The organism is Caldicellulosiruptor sp. F32 (assembly GCF_000404025.1).
Classification (GTDB): domain Bacteria; phylum Bacillota; class Thermoanaerobacteria; order Caldicellulosiruptorales; family Caldicellulosiruptoraceae; genus Caldicellulosiruptor; species Caldicellulosiruptor saccharolyticus.
Window position 1 is genome coordinate 46262 of record NZ_APGP01000008.1, and the last position, 20273, is coordinate 66534.

General features: G+C 36.8%; 24 protein-coding genes. All 24 read right to left on the minus strand.

Annotated elements, in window-relative coordinates:
- Nucleotides 1-13: 13 nt before the first annotated feature.
- Nucleotides 14-769 carry a flagellar type III secretion system pore protein FliP gene (gene fliP, locus H964_RS00770; RefSeq protein ID WP_039763789.1) on the minus strand — a complete coding sequence of 252 codons (756 nt, stop codon included), beginning with the start codon at nucleotides 767-769 and terminating at the stop codon, nucleotides 14-16.
- Nucleotides 766-1158: a FliO/MopB family protein gene (locus H964_RS00775; protein ID WP_039763793.1), complete on the minus strand. Its 393-nt coding sequence runs from the start codon at nucleotides 1156-1158 to the stop codon at nucleotides 766-768. Before H964_RS00775 ends, fliP begins: the two co-directional genes overlap by 4 nt.
- A 45-nt stretch (nucleotides 1159-1203) precedes the next feature.
- Nucleotides 1204-1566: a response regulator gene (locus tag H964_RS00780; RefSeq protein ID WP_011916809.1), complete on the minus strand. Its 363-nt coding sequence runs from the start codon at nucleotides 1564-1566 to the stop codon at nucleotides 1204-1206.
- Between the two features lie 69 nt (nucleotides 1567-1635).
- A complete protein-coding gene (gene fliY / locus H964_RS00785; protein ID WP_039763796.1) occupies nucleotides 1636-2769 on the minus strand; it encodes a flagellar motor switch phosphatase FliY in 1134 nt (377 codons plus the stop codon).
- Nucleotides 2766-3755 carry a flagellar motor switch protein FliM gene (fliM, locus tag H964_RS00790; RefSeq protein WP_039763798.1) on the minus strand — a complete coding sequence of 330 codons (990 nt, stop codon included), beginning with the start codon at nucleotides 3753-3755 and terminating at the stop codon, nucleotides 2766-2768. Before fliM ends, fliY begins: the two co-directional genes overlap by 4 nt.
- A 25-nt stretch (nucleotides 3756-3780) precedes the next feature.
- The gene (locus H964_RS00795) at nucleotides 3781-4254 is read right to left on the minus strand and encodes a flagellar basal body-associated FliL family protein (RefSeq protein WP_039763800.1); all 474 of its coding nucleotides are present in this window, start codon (nucleotides 4252-4254) and stop codon (nucleotides 3781-3783) included.
- A complete protein-coding gene (locus H964_RS00800; RefSeq protein ID WP_011916805.1) occupies nucleotides 4251-4478 on the minus strand; it encodes a flagellar FlbD family protein in 228 nt (75 codons plus the stop codon). Before H964_RS00800 ends, H964_RS00795 begins: the two co-directional genes overlap by 4 nt.
- Nucleotides 4479-4601: 123 nt before the next feature.
- Nucleotides 4602-6068 carry a flagellar hook protein FlgE gene (locus H964_RS00805; protein WP_039763803.1) on the minus strand — a complete coding sequence of 489 codons (1467 nt, stop codon included), beginning with the start codon at nucleotides 6066-6068 and terminating at the stop codon, nucleotides 4602-4604.
- 129 nt (nucleotides 6069-6197) lie between these two features.
- Nucleotides 6198-6554 carry a TIGR02530 family flagellar biosynthesis protein gene (locus tag H964_RS00810; protein WP_039763805.1) on the minus strand — a complete coding sequence of 119 codons (357 nt, stop codon included), beginning with the start codon at nucleotides 6552-6554 and terminating at the stop codon, nucleotides 6198-6200.
- Nucleotides 6551-7060 carry a flagellar hook capping FlgD N-terminal domain-containing protein gene (locus tag H964_RS00815; protein ID WP_039763807.1) on the minus strand — a complete coding sequence of 170 codons (510 nt, stop codon included), beginning with the start codon at nucleotides 7058-7060 and terminating at the stop codon, nucleotides 6551-6553. Before H964_RS00815 ends, H964_RS00810 begins: the two co-directional genes overlap by 4 nt.
- Before the next feature lie 13 nt (nucleotides 7061-7073).
- A complete protein-coding gene (locus H964_RS00820; RefSeq protein ID WP_039763809.1) occupies nucleotides 7074-8627 on the minus strand; it encodes a flagellar hook-length control protein FliK in 1554 nt (517 codons plus the stop codon).
- 46 nt (nucleotides 8628-8673) lie between these two features.
- Nucleotides 8674-9495 (minus strand): hypothetical protein, encoded by an 822-nt coding sequence (locus H964_RS00825; RefSeq protein WP_039763811.1) that lies wholly within the window; start codon nucleotides 9493-9495, stop codon nucleotides 8674-8676.
- A complete protein-coding gene (gene fliJ / locus H964_RS00830; RefSeq protein WP_039763813.1) occupies nucleotides 9485-9940 on the minus strand; it encodes a flagellar export protein FliJ in 456 nt (151 codons plus the stop codon). The genes H964_RS00825 and fliJ overlap by 11 nt, the downstream gene beginning before the upstream one ends.
- Before the next feature lie 34 nt (nucleotides 9941-9974).
- On the minus strand, nucleotides 9975-11270 hold the full coding sequence (gene fliI, locus H964_RS00835; RefSeq protein ID WP_039763815.1) for a flagellar protein export ATPase FliI: 1296 nt from the start codon (nucleotides 11268-11270) through the stop codon (nucleotides 9975-9977).
- Between the two features lies 1 nt (nucleotide 11271).
- Nucleotides 11272-12018 (minus strand): FliH/SctL family protein, encoded by a 747-nt coding sequence (locus H964_RS00840; protein ID WP_237738156.1) that lies wholly within the window; start codon nucleotides 12016-12018, stop codon nucleotides 11272-11274.
- Nucleotide 12019: 1 nt separating this feature from the next.
- Entirely contained in the window at nucleotides 12020-13030 is a 1011-nt protein-coding gene (fliG, locus tag H964_RS00845) for a flagellar motor switch protein FliG (RefSeq protein ID WP_011916796.1), read from the minus strand.
- 8 nt (nucleotides 13031-13038) lie between these two features.
- Nucleotides 13039-14727, minus strand: coding sequence for a flagellar basal-body MS-ring/collar protein FliF (gene fliF, locus H964_RS00850; protein WP_039763819.1), 1689 nt, complete (start codon nucleotides 14725-14727; stop codon nucleotides 13039-13041).
- A 33-nt stretch (nucleotides 14728-14760) separates the two neighbouring features.
- The gene (gene fliE / locus H964_RS00855) at nucleotides 14761-15069 is read right to left on the minus strand and encodes a flagellar hook-basal body complex protein FliE (RefSeq protein WP_011916794.1); all 309 of its coding nucleotides are present in this window, start codon (nucleotides 15067-15069) and stop codon (nucleotides 14761-14763) included.
- 46 nt (nucleotides 15070-15115) lie between these two features.
- Nucleotides 15116-15556, minus strand: coding sequence for a flagellar basal body rod protein FlgC (gene flgC / locus H964_RS00860; RefSeq protein WP_039763822.1), 441 nt, complete (start codon nucleotides 15554-15556; stop codon nucleotides 15116-15118).
- Between the two features lie 9 nt (nucleotides 15557-15565).
- Nucleotides 15566-15979, minus strand: a complete 414-nt coding sequence (gene flgB / locus H964_RS00865) for a flagellar basal body rod protein FlgB (protein WP_011916792.1) — start codon at nucleotides 15977-15979, stop codon at nucleotides 15566-15568.
- A 181-nt stretch (nucleotides 15980-16160) separates the two neighbouring features.
- Complete coding sequence (gene codY, locus H964_RS00870) at nucleotides 16161-16955, minus strand: GTP-sensing pleiotropic transcriptional regulator CodY (protein WP_039763825.1); 795 nt, start codon at nucleotides 16953-16955, stop codon at nucleotides 16161-16163.
- A 44-nt stretch (nucleotides 16956-16999) separates the two neighbouring features.
- Nucleotides 17000-18397, minus strand: coding sequence for an ATP-dependent protease ATPase subunit HslU (gene hslU, locus H964_RS00875; protein WP_039763828.1), 1398 nt, complete (start codon nucleotides 18395-18397; stop codon nucleotides 17000-17002).
- A gap of 11 nt (nucleotides 18398-18408) precedes the next feature.
- Nucleotides 18409-18939: an ATP-dependent protease subunit HslV gene (gene hslV, locus H964_RS00880; RefSeq protein WP_011916789.1), complete on the minus strand. Its 531-nt coding sequence runs from the start codon at nucleotides 18937-18939 to the stop codon at nucleotides 18409-18411.
- A 26-nt stretch (nucleotides 18940-18965) separates the two neighbouring features.
- Nucleotides 18966-20273, minus strand: coding sequence for a methylenetetrahydrofolate--tRNA-(uracil(54)-C(5))-methyltransferase (FADH(2)-oxidizing) TrmFO (trmFO, locus tag H964_RS00885; protein WP_039763832.1), 1308 nt, complete (start codon nucleotides 20271-20273; stop codon nucleotides 18966-18968).

Below are 20273 nucleotides of genomic sequence, written 5' to 3' on the forward strand. Positions count from 1 at the left end.
AACACCTTTTTTCTTATTTGAAACTTTTAATAAGTGACTCAACAACAAGTCCCCAACCATCAACGAGTATAAAAAGCAAAATCTTGAACGGCAGAGAAATCATAACAGGAGGAATCATGAGCATTCCCATAGACATCAAAATACTTGCAACAACCATGTCAATAATCAAAAATGGCACATAAATTATAAACCCCATTTCAAATGCACTTTTGAGCTCACTTATAATAAAGGCCGGAATTACAACTCTTAAAGGTAAATTCCTAACGTTTGTAGTTGGATTTGTATTGCTGAGCTTTATAAAAAGATCTAAATCTTTTTTTCGCGTATTTTTGAGCATGAACTCTTTAATTGGTGCCTCTGCTCTTTTTAGCGCTTCTTGGGACGTAATCTGACCTTTTATGTATGGCAGATAACTCTGTGTATAAATCCTCTCTCCTACAGGTGCCATTATAAAGAATGTCAAAAATAGTGCAAGACCAATTAAAATCTGGTTTGGAGGCATTTGCTGAGTCCCTAACGCATTTCTTACAAACCCCAGCACAATCAATATCCTGGTAAACGACGTCATCATAATGAGAATTGAAGGTGCTAAAGAGAGTATTGTGAGGAATATTATAAGTTGTATGGCTGAAGACACATCTCTTGGATTGTTCATATCGCCTAAATTGAGACTAAAACTTGCTGAGGCAAGTGCTATCTCTTTTTTGAAAAAAGTTATTATCAAAATAATCAAACCTGTCGATAAAATATAAAGAAACCTCTTTTTCATCTTTTATCTTCATCGCCCTTGTCTTTTATTACATTGTAAAGACTTAAAACTTTGTCTTTTAGTCCAAACGAAGACTCAAATTTCGAATTAAAGACTTTTTTAAAACTTGCTTCCTCAGAAATTTCTTCTGCCTCGGGAAATTCTGACTTTTCTAACTCTTTCAAAAATGTGATGCTCTTTTGGGTCTTACCAAGAAGTATGTACTTTTGCCCAACTTTTATTAATATAAGCATACTATCAGAAGAAAGGGGAAGTACATCAACTATTCTTATAAACTCCCCTTTCTTAAATAGTGTCTTTTTGCTAAAAATCTTCAGAACAAAGTAAGTAAGATATATCAATACACTAATTGCAAACAAAGAAACAATTATTCTCAAAACCAGTTCCATTACTAATTTTTCTCCTTCAATACCTTAAAGTAAAAAACCGGTACATTAGCCTAGCACCTTCTTGATAGCCTCAACAATTCTTTCTGCCTGGAAGGGTTTTACAATAAAGTCACGCGCACCCGCTTGAATAGATTCTATAACCATTGCTTGCTGACCCATAGCAGAGCACATTATAATCTTTGCCTGTGGGTCAATCTTTTTTATCTCCCTTACTGCTTGTATCCCGTCCATTTCTGGCATTGTAATATCCATCATCACTAAATCTGGTTTAAGTTCTTTGTACAATTCAACAGCCTTAAGTCCGTTCTCAGCTTCGCCTGCTACTTCATATCCATTCTTTGTTATAATGTCTTTGAGCATCATTCTCATAAATGCTGCATCATCAACTATCAAAATCCTTTTCGACATGAATCTCTCTCCTTTTCTAATGTTCTTTAATGTAAAGTTTGGTTTTTGAAAAAAAGGCTTACTTATATTTTATAATCTATTTGACGGGTTGACAATATCAGTTATGCGAACACCAAAACTCTCATCAATGACAACAACTTCACCTTTAGCAATCACCTTACCATTTACAAGAATATCAACTGGCTCGCCAGCAAGTTTATCAAGCTCAATAATGGACCCTGTTGAAAACTCCAAAATCTCCCTTACAAGCTTTTGTGTTCTACCAAGCTCCACAGTAATCTCAAGCGGAACATCTAAAATTAGTTCAATATTCTCTGGGTATCTTCTCTCCTCTTCTTCATCAAAGCTCTCAAATTGAACAGGTGACACATTGTATACTCTTTCGCTTTTCTCCTCTTTTTTGGGCTGAAAACTTTGTAAAGAAGCCCCTGTTTGCTGTTTTTTAGACTGCTCACTTTTTACAGTTTTCTCAATGGTCTTTGTAGATTCTTGCGTAGATGTTTTTGGTTCACTCTTCTCCTGCACAGAAGATGTGCTAAGTGTGCTATTTAACATTGCATTTACAAGCTGCTTTGCAAAGTCAACAGGAATTAACTGCATTATCTGACTGTCAATCAAATCTCCAATTGTCATTCTAAATGCAACTTTGACTATTTCATCAGCACTTTTTAGCTCAGGAATCATCTCCTCAGCGTTCTTTGCAAAGTCTATTACAAACGCCTCTGGTGGACTTATATCAATCTTTAGATTCAACATGGAGGAAAGCGATGTTGAGGCAGAACCTACCATCTGGTTCATTGCTTCTTGTATTGCAGAAAGTTGAAGCTCAGAAAGCTCCTCTGAAAATTCAATACTCCCACTGCCTCCCATCATAAGGTCAGCTATTATCTCAACATCTTCCTTCTTTAAAACAAGCAGGTTAACCCCATCAAGTCCTTCTTTGTACACAACCTTTATAGCAACATACGGTACAGGAAATTCTTTAGGAAGCTCATCCCATTTCAAAACACTAACTATAGGTGTTGTTATACTCACCTTTTGATTTAAAAGAATACTCAAAGTAGTAGCAGCCGTGCCCATTGAAATGTTTCCTATCTCACCCAGCACATCTTTGTCCTGGTCAGAAATAGCCTCATGCAATGATGATTCGCTCATTCCCCGCAAAAGAGCGTCTATTTCATCTTGCGATAGCAAATCGCTCATCTGCTTTCATCCTCCTTTTCTACCCTTGTGACTTTGATTGCAACTCTTCCTTCTTTGCGACCAGGCACACCATAGAATTTTAATTTATCTCCAACAAATACCTCAATCTCCTGATTTTTTCTTCTATCGAGCCTAATTACATCACCTATTTGAAGCTCTAAAAATTCTCTCACTGTAATCTTTGTCCTTCCCAAAATTGCTCTGATTGTAACCTTTGTTTTTTCAATCTTTCTTTGCAAGTACTCTTTTGTCTCTTCTGATGTCTCCTTTGCAGATGTTGAAAACCAGTATTTTGTGCTTAGCCTTGGCATAATAGGCTCTATCACCATGTGTGGAAGACAGATATTCACCATTCCCTCTACCTCTCCAACCTTCATATCAATTGTCACAAGCGCAACAGTTTCATTTGGTGAGACAATTTGTGTAAACTGAGGATTTGTTTCAATTTTTTCAAGTCTTGGGTGCAAATCTACGATATTCTCCCATGCTTCCTGGAAATAGTTTATAAGCTGCTGCAAAAGTCTTTCAATCAGAGCAAGTTCAATCTCTGTAAACGTTCTTATCTTGTCAATACCTTTTCCAAATCCGCCAAGCACTCTATCTATCATTGCAAATGCTATTTCTGGAGACATTTCAAATACAATGCTACCTTTAAGTGGTGCAAAGTTGACAATCCCCATCACAACCGGGTTGGAAAGCGAATTGCTAAACTCGTAATAAGTCAGCTGCTCAACAGAAATTACATCCATCTGGACAACTGTTCTTAAGTATCCAGATAAAAAGGTGGTGACTATTCTTGAATAATTCTCAAAGATTATCTGAAGTGTTCGCAAATGGTCTTTTGCAAACTTGCTGGGTCTTTTAAAATCGTATACCCTGATATTTCTCTCTTGTTTTGGTTTTTGTATCTCTTCAAGCGAAAGCTCACCAGTGGTAAGTGAACGCAAAAGTTCATCTATTTCACTTTGTGAAAGTATATCACCCATTTTGAGTAACTACACCACCTTTTTCTTACTGGATAATAAACTCACCGAAGTTAACATTATATACTTTGTTATCAAATATCTCATTTAACCTATCCTTTATCTCTTTCCTGACCTTATCTTTTCCCTCAGGTTTTAATAGCTCATCAGCTGTCTTACTCCTTAAAACACTGTCAATTATGTCTGCAATAACAATGTTTTTATTCTTCATCTCTTCAGAAAGCTTTTTGTCGGTAACCTCAATCTGAACAGTGACTCTAATTATTCTTCCTGCATTGTTTTGAGTGTCTTGGAGATTGCTCATTATTGCCTTTCCATCATTGACATCATATGTATACGTTTTCTCAGGTTTCTTCTCAACTGTAGCTGCAGCCTTTCCTGTGGTTGATGTTGGTGATAAGTTTTTCATAACACTCAAAAAACCAATACCCATTCCAATCATCATGAGAAGTAGAACAACAAGCAAGATTAGAATTATAGAGTTTAACTTTTCGCCTTTCATTCTTCATACTCCTTTTGCATAGGTTGTATATTGAATATAACGCCCTCAAAAATCTTCTTTTTATATTCAATAACCTTTTCAATTACCTCATCTACAGACTCTTTCACAACAAGCTTCACTCCATTAGTGAGAGTTATAACAGTGTCCGGTGTAGATTCCACAAACTCTATAAAATCGGCATTTACCACAAACTCTTTGTTGTTTATCCTTCTCAATTTTATCATATATAATCAACCTCTTGAAGATATTGAAATGAAAAAGATACATATTCTTCTTTGAAAGGGAAGGAGAAGAAGGTTTTTTTGGTTGCTTACCTTTTCTCCTTCCCTTACTGGTTACCTATTCTTTTACCTCTTAATATTGACCAAATCCTGCAACAGCTCATCAGAAGCAGTGATTACTCTCGCATTTGCCTGATAGCCTCTTTGTGTGACAATCATGTCAGTAAACTCTTTTGCCAAATCAACATTTGACATCTCTAAGGTACCCTGTGAAATTGTTCCACGTGAACCTGAACCAGGCGTCCCTATCTCAGGGTCCCCTGAGTTTACAGTGTTTATATAAAGATTATCACCTATCCTCTGAAGCCCTGCAGGATTTGCAAACGTGGCAATTGCAATTTGACCAATTAGCTGATTTAAACCGTTTGAATAAATTCCTGTTATCTTGCCTGTTGCATCAATATTAAAACCTTGCAAGCTTCCTGCCGAATATCCTGTCATCTGAGCAACTCTGATTGAACTGTCCATATTACCAAATTGTGTGAGATTTTTTAAGAAGAATGCTATGTTTGTATTATCATTTACATCAAATTGTGAGCTATTCACTTTGAATGTAATCGGGTTAACTGCATTTCCAACAAAGTTAATTGTAAATGTTCCATTTGCACTATCGTATACTCTCCCGCCTGTAATTTGTATTCCCTCAACATTAGGAGTATTCTCATCGTCAAATACCTTTCCTGCTTGACCAAATGTTATAGTCCCTCTTGCTATAAAGGCATCATAATTGTTGTTTGCATCTATCATATCGTCAACGTAAACATATACCTCTTGGGGGGCTTGGGCAGTGCCAATATTCTTCTTTTCACGTGGTGCATCAACAAACCATTCCCATTGATTGTTATCCTTTTTGACAAATGTCAGTTGAAGAGTATGCTCTTTCCCTTGAGAATCATAAACTTTAAAGCTCATCGAATATTTACTCTCGGCTGGAACATTGAGCAAGTCTTCATATTTATCAATTGTCCCATTATAGGCTTTTGTGTCAGCACTCAAATTACCATCAAAACTAATCTTGTCAGTTGCTTTTGGGGGCAAAGTAGGATAAGCTAATATGTTTATCTTTGAAGGACTTTTTGTTGTATCAATCTGATTATTAACAGGGTCATACATCCACCCAAGTACATTCAGCCCATTTGCTGTAACTAAATTCCCCATTTTATCCAAACTAAAGTTTCCTGCTCTTGTAAAACGTGGTGCCCTCCCATCACCACCAACCACAAAAAATCCATCTCCTTCGATTGCCAAATCTGTCGGATTATCTGTTCTCTGTAGGCTTCCTCTTGTCATATTCATATCAACAGAGGCAACAGAAACACCAAGCCCTATTTGCATAGGGTTTGAACCGCCCCTCCCAGAGGTTGTATCAGGTGCAGAAGCCGCTTTTATGACAGATGCAAAAACAGATGCAAATGTCACCCTGCTTGATTTAAAACCTACTGTATTGACATTGGCAATATTATCACCAATAACATCCATTCTAGTCTGGTGCGCACGAAGAGAAGATATTGACGAAAACATCGACCTCATCATCTTAGTAAAATTCCCCCTTTTGTCTTGAAATTAAAATCTTTTATACTTCTGACCTTTCCTCTGTCAGTCAGAAAGGTCTTCTTTCGGGGGACCTCCCATCTTGTGGGTCCATCCCCCTTGCACCTTTGTTTATATCATCAAAACCCCATCTATGTTTGTAAAGATATTATCTTTTAGGCTATTTACATCTTTTACAGTTACAACTACTCTGTTTTTAATATTCACAATGTATGCAACATCACCATTTAGAACTAATACATCGTTCTTTAGCCCTTTTTGTTCAGCCTTTTTAATAGCTTCCTCAAGCTTTGTTAAAGTACTTGAATCAATATTGATATTCTGCGTTTGAAGTCTCTCGTTTGCATGCTTGGAGATTTTAAGACTTTGAGAAAGCAAGTCAGTGAAACCTTGAGCATTTTCTTTTCTTTCAATCTTTGTATTGTTTAATCCATTGGAATTTATATTCCCAATCCTATTTATTGTCATTTTGAGCCTTCTCCTTTTTGTAAGGAGTTTAAGATGTTCAGAAGATCATCTTTTGTTGGAACCTTGGTCATTATATCTGACAAAACCTCTTCAGCATATGTGTGATAAATCTGCTTGATATTTTCTGTAGTTACCTCAACTCCATTTACTTTAAGATATATCTTGCTCCCATCTACTCTGATACTGTCAACCCTTCCTTCTACTGCTTTTGAAGTATCAGAGGGGTTTGTAGCAACAACATACCTTCCTATCATATTCTGAGCTTTTATAAGTTCAAACGACTCATTTAGATTTTGCATCTGTTCAAGTGCAGAAAACTGGGCAAGCTGGGCAACAAATTCTTTATCTTCCATTGGTTTTAACGGGTCTTGGTATCTTAGCTGTGTCACCAAAAGGTTTAAAAACTCCTGTTTGCCAAGTGTATTGTTTGATGAAGACTGAGAAGAAGATATTCTTGAGCTTTGTGACAAAACCCCTGTTAAATTATTAATACTTGTATCTGCCATACTTATTTTCACCTCATGCTCTTAAGTTTAACACATTTTCACTAATCTCATATACCAAACTTTCTATAGTATCTACAGCATCATCTGTGTGAACAAACGAATACTGTTTTTGCGAAAATCTTTGCTGATTTTGGAATTGTTGATTGCCACTACTGTTGCCAAGGCTTACATTCAGCTGCGAAATATTTATTCCCTGGTCTTTTAAGATTGTAAGAAGATTCCCAAGTGAACTCTCCACAATCTCTTTAACATGTGGTGAGCTTACAAAAATATTTCCTGTAATATTACCATGCAAATCCTTATTTAACTCAATTACAACATTGCCAAGCCACTCTGGCTTTATAGCTACTGTCAAAGTTGTCAGGTTTTGCTTGTGGATAAACGAAATCTTTTCAGCCATCTGCTCAATTATGGAAAACTTCAAAGCCTTTACAGCATTGTTATTGTTCCTTACATCTATAGTAGAAATGACATTATTGTTATGCTGGAAAGAAGCTCTGTAAAATAACTGGTTAACATCTTGGCCTCGGTCTTTATTTTCAAGTTTGTTGTCTATCTGCAGCCCAACTTTTCCGTTGCTTTGGATGTCTGAGTCTGTGTAGATATTATTTAACAATATCCTCTGCAGGCTTTCACTATTGTCTGCACCTTTAGATACAAGATTTTTAAGCACTTCTTCAGATTTTAAAAGTACATCCTTTAGATTAACTGAATCTTCAGTTGCGTTTATAAACTGCTTAGAACTTTTGATACCTTTAGAAAGAAACTGTATTACATCTTTAATAAAGTCAGAGGCTGAATTCCCACTTGCCACGACAAAATGGTCAAAAGTATTTGTTTTTTCATCAATTTTCTGAAAGATGCTTTTCAAAGTCTCAAAAACACCATTCTTCGCTCCAACTTTGTCACCCAGATTGTCAGCACCTTCAAGTGACAAAGTTAGAGTATTATTGCTTTGAAAAATCAAATGTGCAAAAAGATCTTCAATAGCAACATTTTCAGGATTATTATTATCCTTACTTATTCGATTAGTAAGATTAAAAAGCTCATTTAAAACTTTATCCTGACCTACCACTTCTGAATTTAAAGCTTCTAAAAGATTTAAAGCCTTTTTTATGTCTTCAACAGAGGGTAAATCCTTGTGATTGATGCTACCTATAGTCTCTTGCAACAACTTACTTTGTTGGTCTGGTATATTTTGTAATAAGCCCAAGATTAGATTGAGTATTATACTAGAAAGCTGCCCATCTCCTTCTGAGTCTATTTTTTGAGCATCTTGCAAAGTTTCAAATCCATCTTGGTTTTGAACGTTTTCACTTTTCTTATCACCATGAACTATTACTCTGGGCAACCTAAAATTTGACATCGCAACAAATTTCTCACCGTCACTGTTTTCTTCAGTTTTTTGATTATCGTCTTTTACCTTATCAGTCTTTTTTGTTACACTATTGAAAATTTTTCTAAAAGACAATGAGCTATTGTTTTGTAAACTTTGTTCAGTTTTTGCAACCTTGTTACTTGGAGCTTCAAAAAACAGATTATTTAGCTTCATCAAAGCCGTATCCAACCTTTCTTCTCCCCCCTTTCGTTCGATAAAAACTAATTTTAGATTTTTATTTCAATGCTGAAAGGTCGGCTGTCACCTTTGCAGCATTTTCCGGCTTCATATTACTAATTATCTGTGAAGAGGTTTTTGTGTCAAGGCGTTTTAGAATATTCAATACAAGCCGGTATTTTGCCTTGTCGTTCATCATATTTTCAAAAATAGAGGCTGCAATCTTTGAATCAATGTTCTTGTAAATATCAACAAGGCTCGAAATATCTTGAGTTGCTGAAGAGCTTGAGGAATTTGAAATCCCTAATAATTTTATCGTCTTTTCAGACGGAATATTTGATAGTATCTCAGAGGCAGTTTCCGAAGGAATATTTTGTAAAACCAAGGCTGCTACCTCAACATTGGTGTCTAAAAGATTTTCCAATATTTTTGCAGCCTTTCTTGAGTCCATGTTTTGCAGATAACTTGAAAAATCTTTGGCCTTATTTGAAGTATCTGTTTGTTTTGCCACCATGTCATTTAGCCTTGTTGTTAGGTCCTGTATCTGCTTTTGCAAATTCGAATTCTCTTTTTGAAGCTGGTTTAGCTTGTTCTGTAAATCCTTGTTCTGTTTTTCAAGCCCAGCTATCTGCTGTTCGTAGATTTTTTCTAAATCTACTGTTTGGGCTTGGTCAGCTTTTTTACCAAAAGGTGTTTTTTTGAGCAAAGTATCAATAGCTGTCTTTGCCCCAAATAGGTTAAAGTACACAGTTGCAAAAGAAGCTCCACCTAATAGCAACAAAACTAATATAATTATTAAAAAACGTTTTCCTCTTTTCTTTTTTTTAATTTCTTGCTTTTTTTCAGCCTTTACCTCTTGAACATTTACTTTATCTGCCACTATTATCACCCAAGCTCTTGTAGATTTTGTATGAAATAATTCCATCCAGTTCCTTGTTTTCAAGCTGTTTCAGCTCATTGACAAGATTTATAAGATGCTTTTCTTTTAGCTTCTCATACTTTTTCTTTTCTATCATGCTATGTATAAGTTCCCTCTTCTTCTCTTCAACCTTCGCTTGCTGATAATATATAAGCTGATTTTGAATATCTATCCTCTTCTTTAGATTTCCCATGAACTGAGAGTAGGATCTCACCTCGTTTGGGAAAAAAACACCCATGTAAAGGCCTTTTAGCTCTTCCTTTGCCTCATTTAACCTCTCCTCAAACTCAAGCTTTTTTTCTATATACCCTTTTAAAATCTCATTCTGGTGCGCAAGTTCGCTCTTCTTTATCTCCTCTAACTGCTGTTTAATCTTTAAAATCTGCTCAAACCTGAATTTTTTCATTTTTAGCCCCAGTCCTTTTTTAGAAATCTACATTTTAAGAAATAATACTTTTTAACATCTCAAGTTCCTGTTCAAATTCGAAACTCTCCTCAACATCTTGTCTTAAAAATTCATTTATCCGCGGCATGAGATCAATCGCCCTGTCTATCTCGCTATTTGTACCTTTTGTGTAAGCACCAATTGTAATCAAATCCTCAGCTTCTTTATAAGTTGCCAAAATCCGCTTTGTCTCATTTGCCACCTCTTTGTGCTCAGGGCTTACTATGTCATTCATTACCCTGCTGATACTTGCAAGTACATCTATTGCAGGATAGTGATTTTTGTTCGCAATCGACCTCGACAAAACTATATGCCCGTCCAAAATACCCCTTGCTGTATCAGTAATTGGCTCATTAAAATCATCTCCGTCAACAAGTACTGTATAAAGAGCTGTAATAGACCCTTTTTGATTCTTACCTGCTCGTTCTAAAAGTTTTGGCATTATACTAAAGACAGAGGGAGTATAGCCTCTTGAAACAGGTGGCTCACCGATAGCAAGACCAATCTCCCTTTGTGCCATCGCAAATCGTGTAAGTGAGTCCATCATAAACAGAACATCCATGCCCTGGTCGCGAAAGTACTCGGCAATTGCCATTGCAACATAAGCAGCCTTAACCCTCTTTAGTGCTGACTCATCAGAAGTTGCAACAATCACAACAGATCTCTTTAACCCCTCTTCTTTTAAATCCTTTTCCAAAAACTCTTTAAGCTCTCTCCCTCTCTCACCAATTAGAGCCAAAACATTCACGTCAGCCTTTGCATTTCTTGCTATCATGCCAAGAAGTGTACTTTTGCCAACGCCACTTCCTGCAAATATTCCCACTCTTTGGCCTTTGCCAATTGTGATCAGAGCGTCTATCGCCTTTATCCCAAGTGGCATTACTGAATCTATCCTCGGCCTTTCAAGAGGGTTTGGCGCTCTGTTTTCAACAGGATATTTTATTTTAGATTTTATTTCACCTTTGCCGTCAATTGGCTGTCCAAGCCCATCTAAAATTCTGCCCAAAAGCTCCTCTCCTACTTTGACCTCAAAAATACTGTCTTGTGCAATGACTTTGCAACCTGGAAAGATACCTACAAGGTCAGAATACGGCATCAAAAGCACCTTGTTATCTTTAAACCCTACAACCTCTGCCAATGTCTCTGACTTTGCTGTTTTTATTTTGCAAAGCGTGCCAATACTGACAGCAGGACCTATAGACTCGATTGTCAGCCCTATAACCTGATTTACAAAACCAGTAAACTGGTAAAAATTCGTACTCTCTATTTTTGTTTTCAATCTTTCAAACATATCAATCACCTATTATTGAAAAGACTATCTCTTGAAGCTTTTCAAGCCTTGTTTTTATCCCTGTCTCGACAAATCCATAAGGTGTTTCGATCACAATGTCACCAAATGAAAGTGCCTTGTCAACTTTTACTTCTACTTTGTCAACACCTTCAACTCCCCTTAAAATCTCATCTAAGTTTTGCTTCACATACTCAAAATCTTCTTCACTTGTCCTTATAACTAAACCATTTTTTATTGAAAGCTGAGAAATGGCATTTTTGATAAAATTTTTCAAAAATTCCCTATCCCGTGCTTCCTTTTCCACAACCTTTTCTACAATTCTTGGTACAAGAATCATTAATTCATTTTGAGCATCTTTTAGTATTCTTTCACGCTCGGCCAAAACCTGCATTTTCAGTATTTCTATCTCTTGCAGTCTTTTTTGATATTCTGCCTCAGCTGCTGCCAATCCCTGGCTCAAACCATCATTAAACCCTTTTTCAAAAGCCTCTTTTTTAATTTGTTCTGCCTGAGTCTCTGCTTCTTTTATAATCCTCTTTGCTTCTTCTTTTGCCTTTTCTAAGACTTCTTCTGCTTCTTTTCTAAACGCTTCATTCTGCTCTTGCTGCCGTTTGAATTCCTCTTGCTGTTCCTTTAATTTTTGTTCATAGTGTTCAATCTCTGCTTTCGCCTTTATAAGCTTTTCTAAAATTACCTTGTAGTTTGTCTCAACAGGATTTTGGATTAGCACTTGATTACTTCTAATCACATTAGACAATTATCTCATCTCCCCCGCCACGAGATATAACAATCTCGCCAGCATCTTCAAGCTTTCTTATTATATTGACAATCTTTTGCTGCGCCTCTTCAACATCGCGTATTCTAACAGGACCCATGTATTCCATATCTTCTTGAATCATCTCAGCCATACGCTTTGACATATTGCTAAATATGACACGTCTGACCTCTTCAGTTGTGCCTTTGAGAGCAATTGCAAGTGTATTGTTCTCAACCTCACGCAGAACTCTTTGAATGGACCTGTTGTCAAGCTTGACAATGTCTTCAAATACAAACATGCGTTTTCTAATCTCTTCAACAAGTTCAACATCCTCGAGCTCTAAAGCTTCTAATATCCTTTTTTCTGTACCTCTGTCAACTGAATTCAAAATATCAACAATTGCTTGAATACCGCCAACAACAGTATAGTCCTGCATCACAACAGAAGACAGCTTTTTCTCAAGCACCTTTTCAACCTCACGAATGACATCTGGAGAGGTCCTGTCCATAAGTGCAATTCGCCTTGCAACTTCAGCTTGCTTCTCTTGTGGAAGCGATGCTAAAACTTGTGCTGCCTGCTGTGGTTTTAAATAAGATATAACAAGTGCAATTGTCTGCGGATGCTCATTTTGGATAAAGTTGAGAATCTGGGAAGCATCAGCCTTGCGAATAAAATCAAAAGGTCTGACCTGCAAAGACACGGTCAACTTCTCAATAACCTCTCTTGCCTTTTCAGGGCCAAGCGCCTTTTCTAAGACCTCTTTTGCATAGTCAATACCGCCTTCTGCAATATACTCTTGGGCAAGGCAGAGGTTATAAAACTCTTCTAATATAGCCTGTTTTTGTTCAGGCGAAACAGTCCTTATATTTGCTATCTCTAAGGTGAGCTCTTCTATTTCCTCTTCTTTTAAATGTTTAAAGATTCGAGCAGATCGTTCAGGCCCCAATGCTATCAAAAGCATTGCAGCTTTTTGCTTGCCGGAAATCTCCCCCGCTCTTGGCATCTTTTATATCACTCCCAATCTTCATTAAGCCAGTTTCTTAGAAGCTGAGCAACAACCTCCGGCTTTTCGCGAAGAAGCTTATCTATCTGCTTTTCATACTGGCTTACACCAAATTCCTCTATATTTATCTCTTCAATTGGCTGCTCTTCTTTCTTCTTCTGTACCTCTTGTAAAACCTCTTCAACCTTCTCTTGCTCTGAAGGTATACTTACTTCACCCACCCCTGCAAGTTCAACCTGTTTTGCAGGTTTGACCTTGAGAGATTTTATCAAAAGACTAATAGCAAACGCCATCAAAAGTAAAAATGCAAACGCAACATAGATATAATCAAGTGGAATCTGTCTTTGTGGTTTGTCAACAAATGTTGGAATTTCATATCCTTCAACTGTGACATTTTGAATCCCTGTTGCGCTTTTTACAAGGTTTACAATATTCTCAACCTCTTTTTGGTCTGTTAAAAATGACCTTTTGTTGTTCTGGTTTTGAAGCTTAAACTCATCCCAGCTCATTGTTTTCGCCTGATTAGACTTTTCATAGTCTTTCTGTCTGTAAGTAACATATCTATAGAGCACAACTGCAATTGATGACTTGTCATAGTTGATTGTACCAGGTGCTTTAATTGTCTCAATCTTTTTTTCATTATTTTGGTAATTTACTGTCTCATCAGTCTTTGAATATGAAGATTGCTCACCTTGACTGCTAAGTGGGTATTGGGGATTATTTTGAGTGGGGTTTGTATCAGTACCTGGTATACCATTTGCCCCTGCATTTGTACTTTGTGCCTCTTCCTTAGTTGTCTTTCTTGAGACAACTATCCCACCGTCCTCTAAAACAGGGCTATACTTTGTTTCGCTTACCTTTTGCATATCAAAATTCATATCTAAATTTACGGAAACCTTTACATCCTCAGGTGAGCTTACATAGTTTCCAAGAAGTTCTTTTACCTTTCTTTCTATTTCATTCTTGGTTGCAATCTTTATCTGGAGCTGTTTGCTTGAAATTCCTTCGCTGCTATCAAATGAGTTATCAGAAAGGTAATTTCCTTTATTATCAATTATTACCACATTCTCAGGTAAAAGTCCTTCTACCGAGGCAGCAACAAATCTTTGAATGCCTTCTATCTGGTCGCTTGACAAACTTTTTTTGAGTGTGAGTTTCACACTTGCAGTGGGTTTTGTAGTCTCATCCTTTAAGGCAAATGTATAGTCTTCAGGCACACTCAAGTTCACAACTGCATCGTCTATGTAATCAGTCATCTCCTTTAAAGCCCTTTGAATTTCGCTCTCTTTTAGTTTTATAAACGTTCTCCTCTTGTCCGACTCTGTCGCTGTCATTGAGCTTGAAAGCTTCAGAGCATCTTCAAATGTAATCTCACTACTTTTAGGATAACCAGAAAGTGCTGCCACCATTTTAGCTTTATCAATATCAGTATCTTTTACTAAAATAGTTGTACCACCATTTGTCACCTTTGAATCAATCTTTTGTTCAAGAAGAGTTTGTTGGATCTGCGCTGCATCCTTTGGATCAAGGCCTGAAAAAAGAACTACATAATGAGGTCGTGTAGTAACGTAAAGAGCAATTATTACCGATAATATGATTATAGAAGATGATACAATAAGCATTATTTTCTGCGATTTAGAAAGTTTGTCTAACCTCTCTTTTATCCTCTTTAAAAAATCATTTAAAAATTGAGGCAACTACAATACCTCCCCGCAAAGATATGCACACAGCTACACCTGCATGCGCATAATTTCATTGTAAGCATCTAAAATTTTGTTTCGAATCTGTAAAGTAAGCTGCAGTGCCATTGACGCCTTTTCAGACGCAACAATTGCATCTTGGGGATTTGACGTAAGACCAAGAGTAAAGAGCTGATTTTGATAATCTGCTTCTTTTTGAAGATTATCAACACCTTCTAACGCTTTGTAAAGAAAGTCTATAAACGATGTGGAAGAGTTTGATTTTTCATTTTTACCTACATCTGAAAATTGCTTTTCAAAAAGTTTTGATATACTATCAAAATTAATACTTCCTATCATTTTAATTAATACCCTCCTTTTAATTAATTACCAAGTCTTTCCACCTTTACTTTCCTATCTCAAATATCCTTGTTATCATAGATTTCGTAATATTCATAGCAGTGACATTTGCTTCATATGCGCGAGAGGCCTCAATCATATTGACCATTTCAGTAACAATGTCAACATTAGGGTAGTTCACATAGCCATTTTGGTCACTATCTGGATGAGTGGGATCATAGACCTTTTTAAACGGGCTTGTATCCTCAATAATTGCTTTTACTCTAACACCAGCATATGTATTACTGCTTGCATTTAATTTCTCATTCAATATATCACCAAAACTTTGTTTTCTTTCTTCAAACACAACAATCTTCCTCCTGTAAGGAGTGCCATCTTCCGTGCGCGTTGTGTTAGCATTTGCAATGTTCTGGGCAATTACATCCATTCTTACTCTTTGGGCATGCAAAGCGGAGGCCGAGATATTTATAGCATCGAACATTCCCATTTTTTAATCTCACCTACCTTCTTTTATAACTGTTTTCCATTTGTTTATCTCTCTGGAAAGCTGAAGGCTTACACCGTCAAAGTACAGAGAGTTTTGCAAAAGTTTTCCCATCTCTTGCTCAATGTCGACTGTATTTTCATCAAGTCTCATCTGAAAGCTACTGTCTAAAATCTCAATTGCACTATCTTTAGTACTGGTACCAGAACTTTGCTCTGCTTTTATATGTCTTTTGTCTGTTGTTATGAGCTCCAAGTTATTTTGGTCATTTAAATATGCTTGCAAAAACGCTTTGAAATTTAAATCCTTAGCTTTATATCCGGGGGTGTCGGCATTGGCAATATTGTTTGAGATAACTTCGTTCCTTTTCCACGCATAATCCAAAGCTTTTTTATAAAAGTCTATCTTGTCAAACATATTAATCATTTTTTTCTTTCTCCTTCTATTTCTCGACAATCTTTTATTCTATTTTACAAAATTTTTGATAAAAATACCATACAAAATTTTTTAAGACAATGTCAGAACAAGATTAAAAAAGACAAGAGGATAGCAGGTTTCTACCCTACTATCCTCTTTAACCCCTTGAAATCTACGGCCTCTGTTAAAATCACTTTACCTTTAGTTTATCCTTATACTTTTCAATCTCACTTCTTACCATGTCATTTAACACCTTAATATAAGTGCCTTTTAGTCCCAAAGACCTTGTTTCGATAAGTCCTGCACTTTCAAACTTTCTGAGGGCATTTACAATTACAGATCTTGTAATTCCTACCCTATCTGCTATCTTACTTGCCACCAAAAGCCCTTCGTTTGTCTTCAGCTCCTCAAATATGTGAATTAGAGCTTCAAGTTCTGAAATTGAAAGTGTGTCAATTGCAGATCTTATCATTTCTCTTTTCTTCTTTTCTTCTTCATCCTCTTCTTTTGTCAAGTTCAAAAGGTCAAACCCAATAATAGTAGCAACATACTCTAAAAGAATTACATCATCTTCTGTAAAATTAGCATAGCTTTTAAGAGAAAATACTGTCCCAAATCGCCTTGTGCCACCTATTATAGGTATTATTGCGCAAATCACATCTTTTATATCAACCTTCGTACTTTCAATCTCGACAACCCTTGCTATTTCAGAAAGTGTTAAATTTACCCTTGTGTCAACAAATGACCACAAAAACTTTTGAATCTCTGAACTTAGCCTTTCATTTTCAGAAAGTTTCAAATCAACATTTACAAATGGCATAAGATATTTGCTAAACACTTTACCATTTGCGTCAATGAAAAATACACTTGAATCTGTGACATCACCTAAAACACAGCAGAGCTTTTGAAAATCCAGAATTTCTTTTTCTTTGCTTTGAACAATCCTGTTTATCTTTCTGACCTTTTCGAGAAGACTTTGCTGCATGAATATTTTTGCTCCCTTCACAAGTTGCTAAAAAGTAAAGAACTTTAGATAATAAATCTATTCAGGTCCTTGTCCTTTATCATGTCTGATACCTTAGAATAAACATAGTCTTTGTCAATCACAACATCAATTGGCTTTTCGACATTCGCATACTCAAACGATATATCCTCCATTATCTTCTCAACAACAGTATGAAGTCTTCGCGCACCAATATTTTCACTTTGCTCATTTATCTTCACAGCAACCTTTGCAATAGCCTCTATTGCATCATCAGTAAACGTGATGTTCACACCTTCTGTCTTCATAAGCTCAATATACTGTTTTGTAATAGCATTTTTTGGCTGTGTCAAAATCTTTTTAAAGTCCTCTTCCGTCAAAGCATGTAGCTCAACAACAACAGGAAACCTTCCCTGCAACTCTGGTATTAAATCCGAGACCTTTGCAACATGAAAAGCTCCTGCTGCAATAAACAAAATATGGTCTGTCTTGACAGGCCCGTACTTTGTCATGACAGTGCTGCCCTCAACAATAGGTAAGATGTCTCTTTGTACACCTTCTCTTGACACATCTGGCCCCACACCTGAACCCCTACCAGCTATCTTGTCAATCTCATCAATAAATATTATTCCATGCTGTTCTGCACGATGAATTGCTTCTTTTATAACCTCATCCATGTCAATCAGTTTATTGTACTCTTCTTGCTCCAAAACCTCTCGCGCTTCTCTTATTGTCATCTTCTTCTTTTTTTTCTTTTTAGGGAACAGAGACCCAAACACATCCTGAAACGATATCCCCATCTCATCAGAGATTGTGCCCATTATCATCTCAAATGGAGGTTTTACAGTGTCCTCTACCTCAACCTCTATTACCTTGTCCTCAAGCTCGCCAGACCTAAGCTTTTCTCTTAAAATTTCTCTTTGTGTTCTGATATAGTCATCTGTTGTCTGGTAAGTCTGTTCGGGTTCTTGCGATGGAGCACCAAAAAGCGCCTCAAAAGGATTTTTAAACCCTGCCTTTCTCGCATGAGGTTCAGGGATTAATATCTCCAAAATTCTATCTTCAACAAGTGCCTTTGCTCTTTCCTTCATCTTCTCCATGTACTCGCTCTTGACAAGAGAAATCGCATTTTCCACAAGGTCTCGAACCATTGAATCAACATCTCTTCCAACATATCCAACTTCGGTGAATTTAGTTGCCTCAACCTTTACAAAGGGAGCATTTACAAGCTTTGCAAGCCGTCTTGCAATCTCTGTCTTACCAACACCTGTTGGTCCCACCATCAAAATGTTCTTGGGTGTTATTTCATCTTGAAGCTCTTTTGGGAGCTTTGCACGCCTGTACCTATTTCTCAGGGCAATGGCCACACACCTTTTTGCCCTCTCTTGACCAACTATATACTTGTCAAGTTCTCTTACTATCTCTTGAGGTGTTAATTCATTCATCTCATTATCACCTACAATTCTAAAACTGTAATATTGTTATTTGTGTATATACAAATAGAAGCTGCAATCTCTAAAGCTTTTTTAGCAATTTCAGCTGGCTCAAGGTTAGTGTTCTGAACGAGTGCCCTTGCTGCAGCCAGTGCATACGGCCCGCCAGAGCCAATTGCTGCAATATTGTCATCAGGCTCAACAACCTCGCCACTTCCAGAGACTACAAACAAATGCTCAGAGTTTGCAACAATCATGAGTGCCTCAAGCCGTCGTAGAATTTTGTCCTGCCTCCACTCTTTTGCAAGCTCAACAACGCTCTTTTGCAAATTGCCACTATTTTGTTCAAGCTTTTCTTCAAACTTTTCGCAAAGGGTTATAGCATCTGCAACAGACCCAGCAAAACCAACCAAAACCTTGCCATTGTAAACCTTTCGCACCTTTTTAGCATTCTGTTTCATTATCATGTTCTGTGAAAATGTGACCTGACCATCACCAGCTATAGCAACCTTTTCGCCTTTTTTCACAGCCACAATTGTTGTTGCATGAAACATAGCAAACCTCCATAAATTTCAAATTATTAAAAAATTTGATTAGCTATCTCTCTGCATACACTTAACGATTTTTCAGCAATCAAAAGTTTTCTTTTTTCCTTGTCTTTTATTCTTGCAATCTCCTCATCAATTGATATTATACCATAGTTTGCATTCATGGGCTGAAAATCTTTTTTGGGTGTTGTTATATACTCAATTAGAGCACCAATACAGGTACTCGGAGGAAGAGTAATTTGAGCTCTGCCAAGAACATATCTTGCCGCATTTATCCCTGCCACAATTCCAGTTGCAGCAGACTCTAAATATCCTTCCACACCTGTTATCTGCCCTGCAAAGAAGATATTTGGATATTTCTTAAGCGAAAGAAACTTTGTCAGAACCTGTGGTGAGTTTATATAAGAGTTTTTGTGCATAACACCATACCTTACAAACTCTGCATTTTCTAAGCCTGGAATGAGCCTGAAAACCCTTTTTTGCTCACCCCATTTGAGCCTTGTCTGAAACCCAACCATGTTATAAAGTCTTCCATCTTGAGTGTCTTTTCTAAGCTGCACAACTGCATACGGCATCTTACCGGTTTTTGGATCAATTATACCAACCGGCTTTAGCGGTCCAAATCTGATTGTGTTAATTCCTCTTTTTGCCATTTCTTCAATTGGCATACAGCCTTCAAACAACAAATCTCTTTCAAAGTCTTTTACTTCGATGACTTCAGCATTTACAAGTTCATAGTAAAACCTTTCGTACTCTTCTTTTGTCATAGGACAGTTAATATAGTCATCTGTACCTTTATTATAGCGTGATGCAAAAAAAGCCTTTGAAAAATCAATAGAATCTTTTAATACAATTGGCGCTGCTGCATCAAAAAAATAGAGATTTTTGCTATTGCAAAGCTTTGATATATCCTCAAGAAGACTTTCTGTGGTCAAAGGACCTGTGCTAACAACCACAACCTCGTCTCTTGGGACTTCTGTTACTTCTTCGTGTATAACCTCAATTAGAGGATTTTGTTTTATCTTCTTTGTTATATACTCAGAAAATAAGTACCTATCAACTGCCAAAGCCTGGCCTGCCTCAACTTGGGTATTGTAAGCTGCCTCCATCACAATCGAACCAAAGAGTTTCATCTCCTCTTTTAAAAGCCCTGATGCGTTTGTCAATAGTCTTGATTTTAGAGAATTGCTACAAACAAGCTCTGCAAATCCTTCCTGTTTGTGTGCAGGTGAAAATTTCTTCGGTTTCATTTCATACAGTCTTACTTTGATGCCAAACTTAGTGATGGCATTTGCAGCTTCAACACCTGCAAGTCCAGCTCCAATCACTGTTATTCTCAT

What these genes read in the sequence shown, in the direction of transcription:
- H964_RS00815 (WP_039763807.1), bottom strand. Translation starts at nt 7,060, where the DNA reads ATGGCAGATACAAGTATTAATAATTTAACAGGGGTTTTGTCACAAAGC.
- H964_RS00795 (WP_039763800.1), bottom strand. Translation starts at nt 4,254, where the DNA reads ATGAAAGGCGAAAAGTTAAACTCTATAATTCTAATCTTGCTTGTTGTT.
- flgB (WP_011916792.1), bottom strand. Translation starts at nt 15,979, where the DNA reads ATGATTAATATGTTTGACAAGATAGACTTTTATAAAAAAGCTTTGGAT.
- H964_RS00805 (WP_039763803.1), bottom strand. Translation starts at nt 6,068, where the DNA reads ATGATGAGGTCGATGTTTTCGTCAATATCTTCTCTTCGTGCGCACCAG.
- hslV (WP_011916789.1), bottom strand. Translation starts at nt 18,939, where the DNA reads ATGTTTCATGCAACAACAATTGTGGCTGTGAAAAAAGGCGAAAAGGTT.
- fliG (WP_011916796.1), bottom strand. Translation starts at nt 13,030, where the DNA reads ATGCCAAGAGCGGGGGAGATTTCCGGCAAGCAAAAAGCTGCAATGCTT.
- fliP (WP_039763789.1), bottom strand. Translation starts at nt 769, where the DNA reads ATGAAAAAGAGGTTTCTTTATATTTTATCGACAGGTTTGATTATTTTG.
- trmFO (WP_039763832.1), bottom strand. Translation starts at nt 20,273, where the DNA reads ATGAGAATAACAGTGATTGGAGCTGGACTTGCAGGTGTTGAAGCTGCA.
- fliM (WP_039763798.1), bottom strand. Translation starts at nt 3,755, where the DNA reads ATGGGTGATATACTTTCACAAAGTGAAATAGATGAACTTTTGCGTTCA.
- fliJ (WP_039763813.1), bottom strand. Translation starts at nt 9,940, where the DNA reads ATGAAAAAATTCAGGTTTGAGCAGATTTTAAAGATTAAACAGCAGTTA.
- hslU (WP_039763828.1), bottom strand. Translation starts at nt 18,397, where the DNA reads ATGAATGAATTAACACCTCAAGAGATAGTAAGAGAACTTGACAAGTAT.
- flgC (WP_039763822.1), bottom strand. Translation starts at nt 15,556, where the DNA reads ATGGGAATGTTCGATGCTATAAATATCTCGGCCTCCGCTTTGCATGCC.
- H964_RS00780 (WP_011916809.1), bottom strand. Translation starts at nt 1,566, where the DNA reads ATGTCGAAAAGGATTTTGATAGTTGATGATGCAGCATTTATGAGAATG.
- H964_RS00810 (WP_039763805.1), bottom strand. Translation starts at nt 6,554, where the DNA reads ATGACAATAAATAGGATTGGGAATATAAATTCCAATGGATTAAACAAT.
- fliY (WP_039763796.1), bottom strand. Translation starts at nt 2,769, where the DNA reads ATGAGCGATTTGCTATCGCAAGATGAAATAGACGCTCTTTTGCGGGGA.
- H964_RS00775 (WP_039763793.1), bottom strand. Translation starts at nt 1,158, where the DNA reads ATGGAACTGGTTTTGAGAATAATTGTTTCTTTGTTTGCAATTAGTGTA.
- fliI (WP_039763815.1), bottom strand. Translation starts at nt 11,270, where the DNA reads ATGTTTGAAAGATTGAAAACAAAAATAGAGAGTACGAATTTTTACCAG.
- codY (WP_039763825.1), bottom strand. Translation starts at nt 16,955, where the DNA reads ATGCAGCAAAGTCTTCTCGAAAAGGTCAGAAAGATAAACAGGATTGTT.
- H964_RS00800 (WP_011916805.1), bottom strand. Translation starts at nt 4,478, where the DNA reads ATGATAAAATTGAGAAGGATAAACAACAAAGAGTTTGTGGTAAATGCC.
- fliE (WP_011916794.1), bottom strand. Translation starts at nt 15,069, where the DNA reads ATGATAGGAAGTATTAATTTTGATAGTATATCAAAACTTTTTGAAAAG.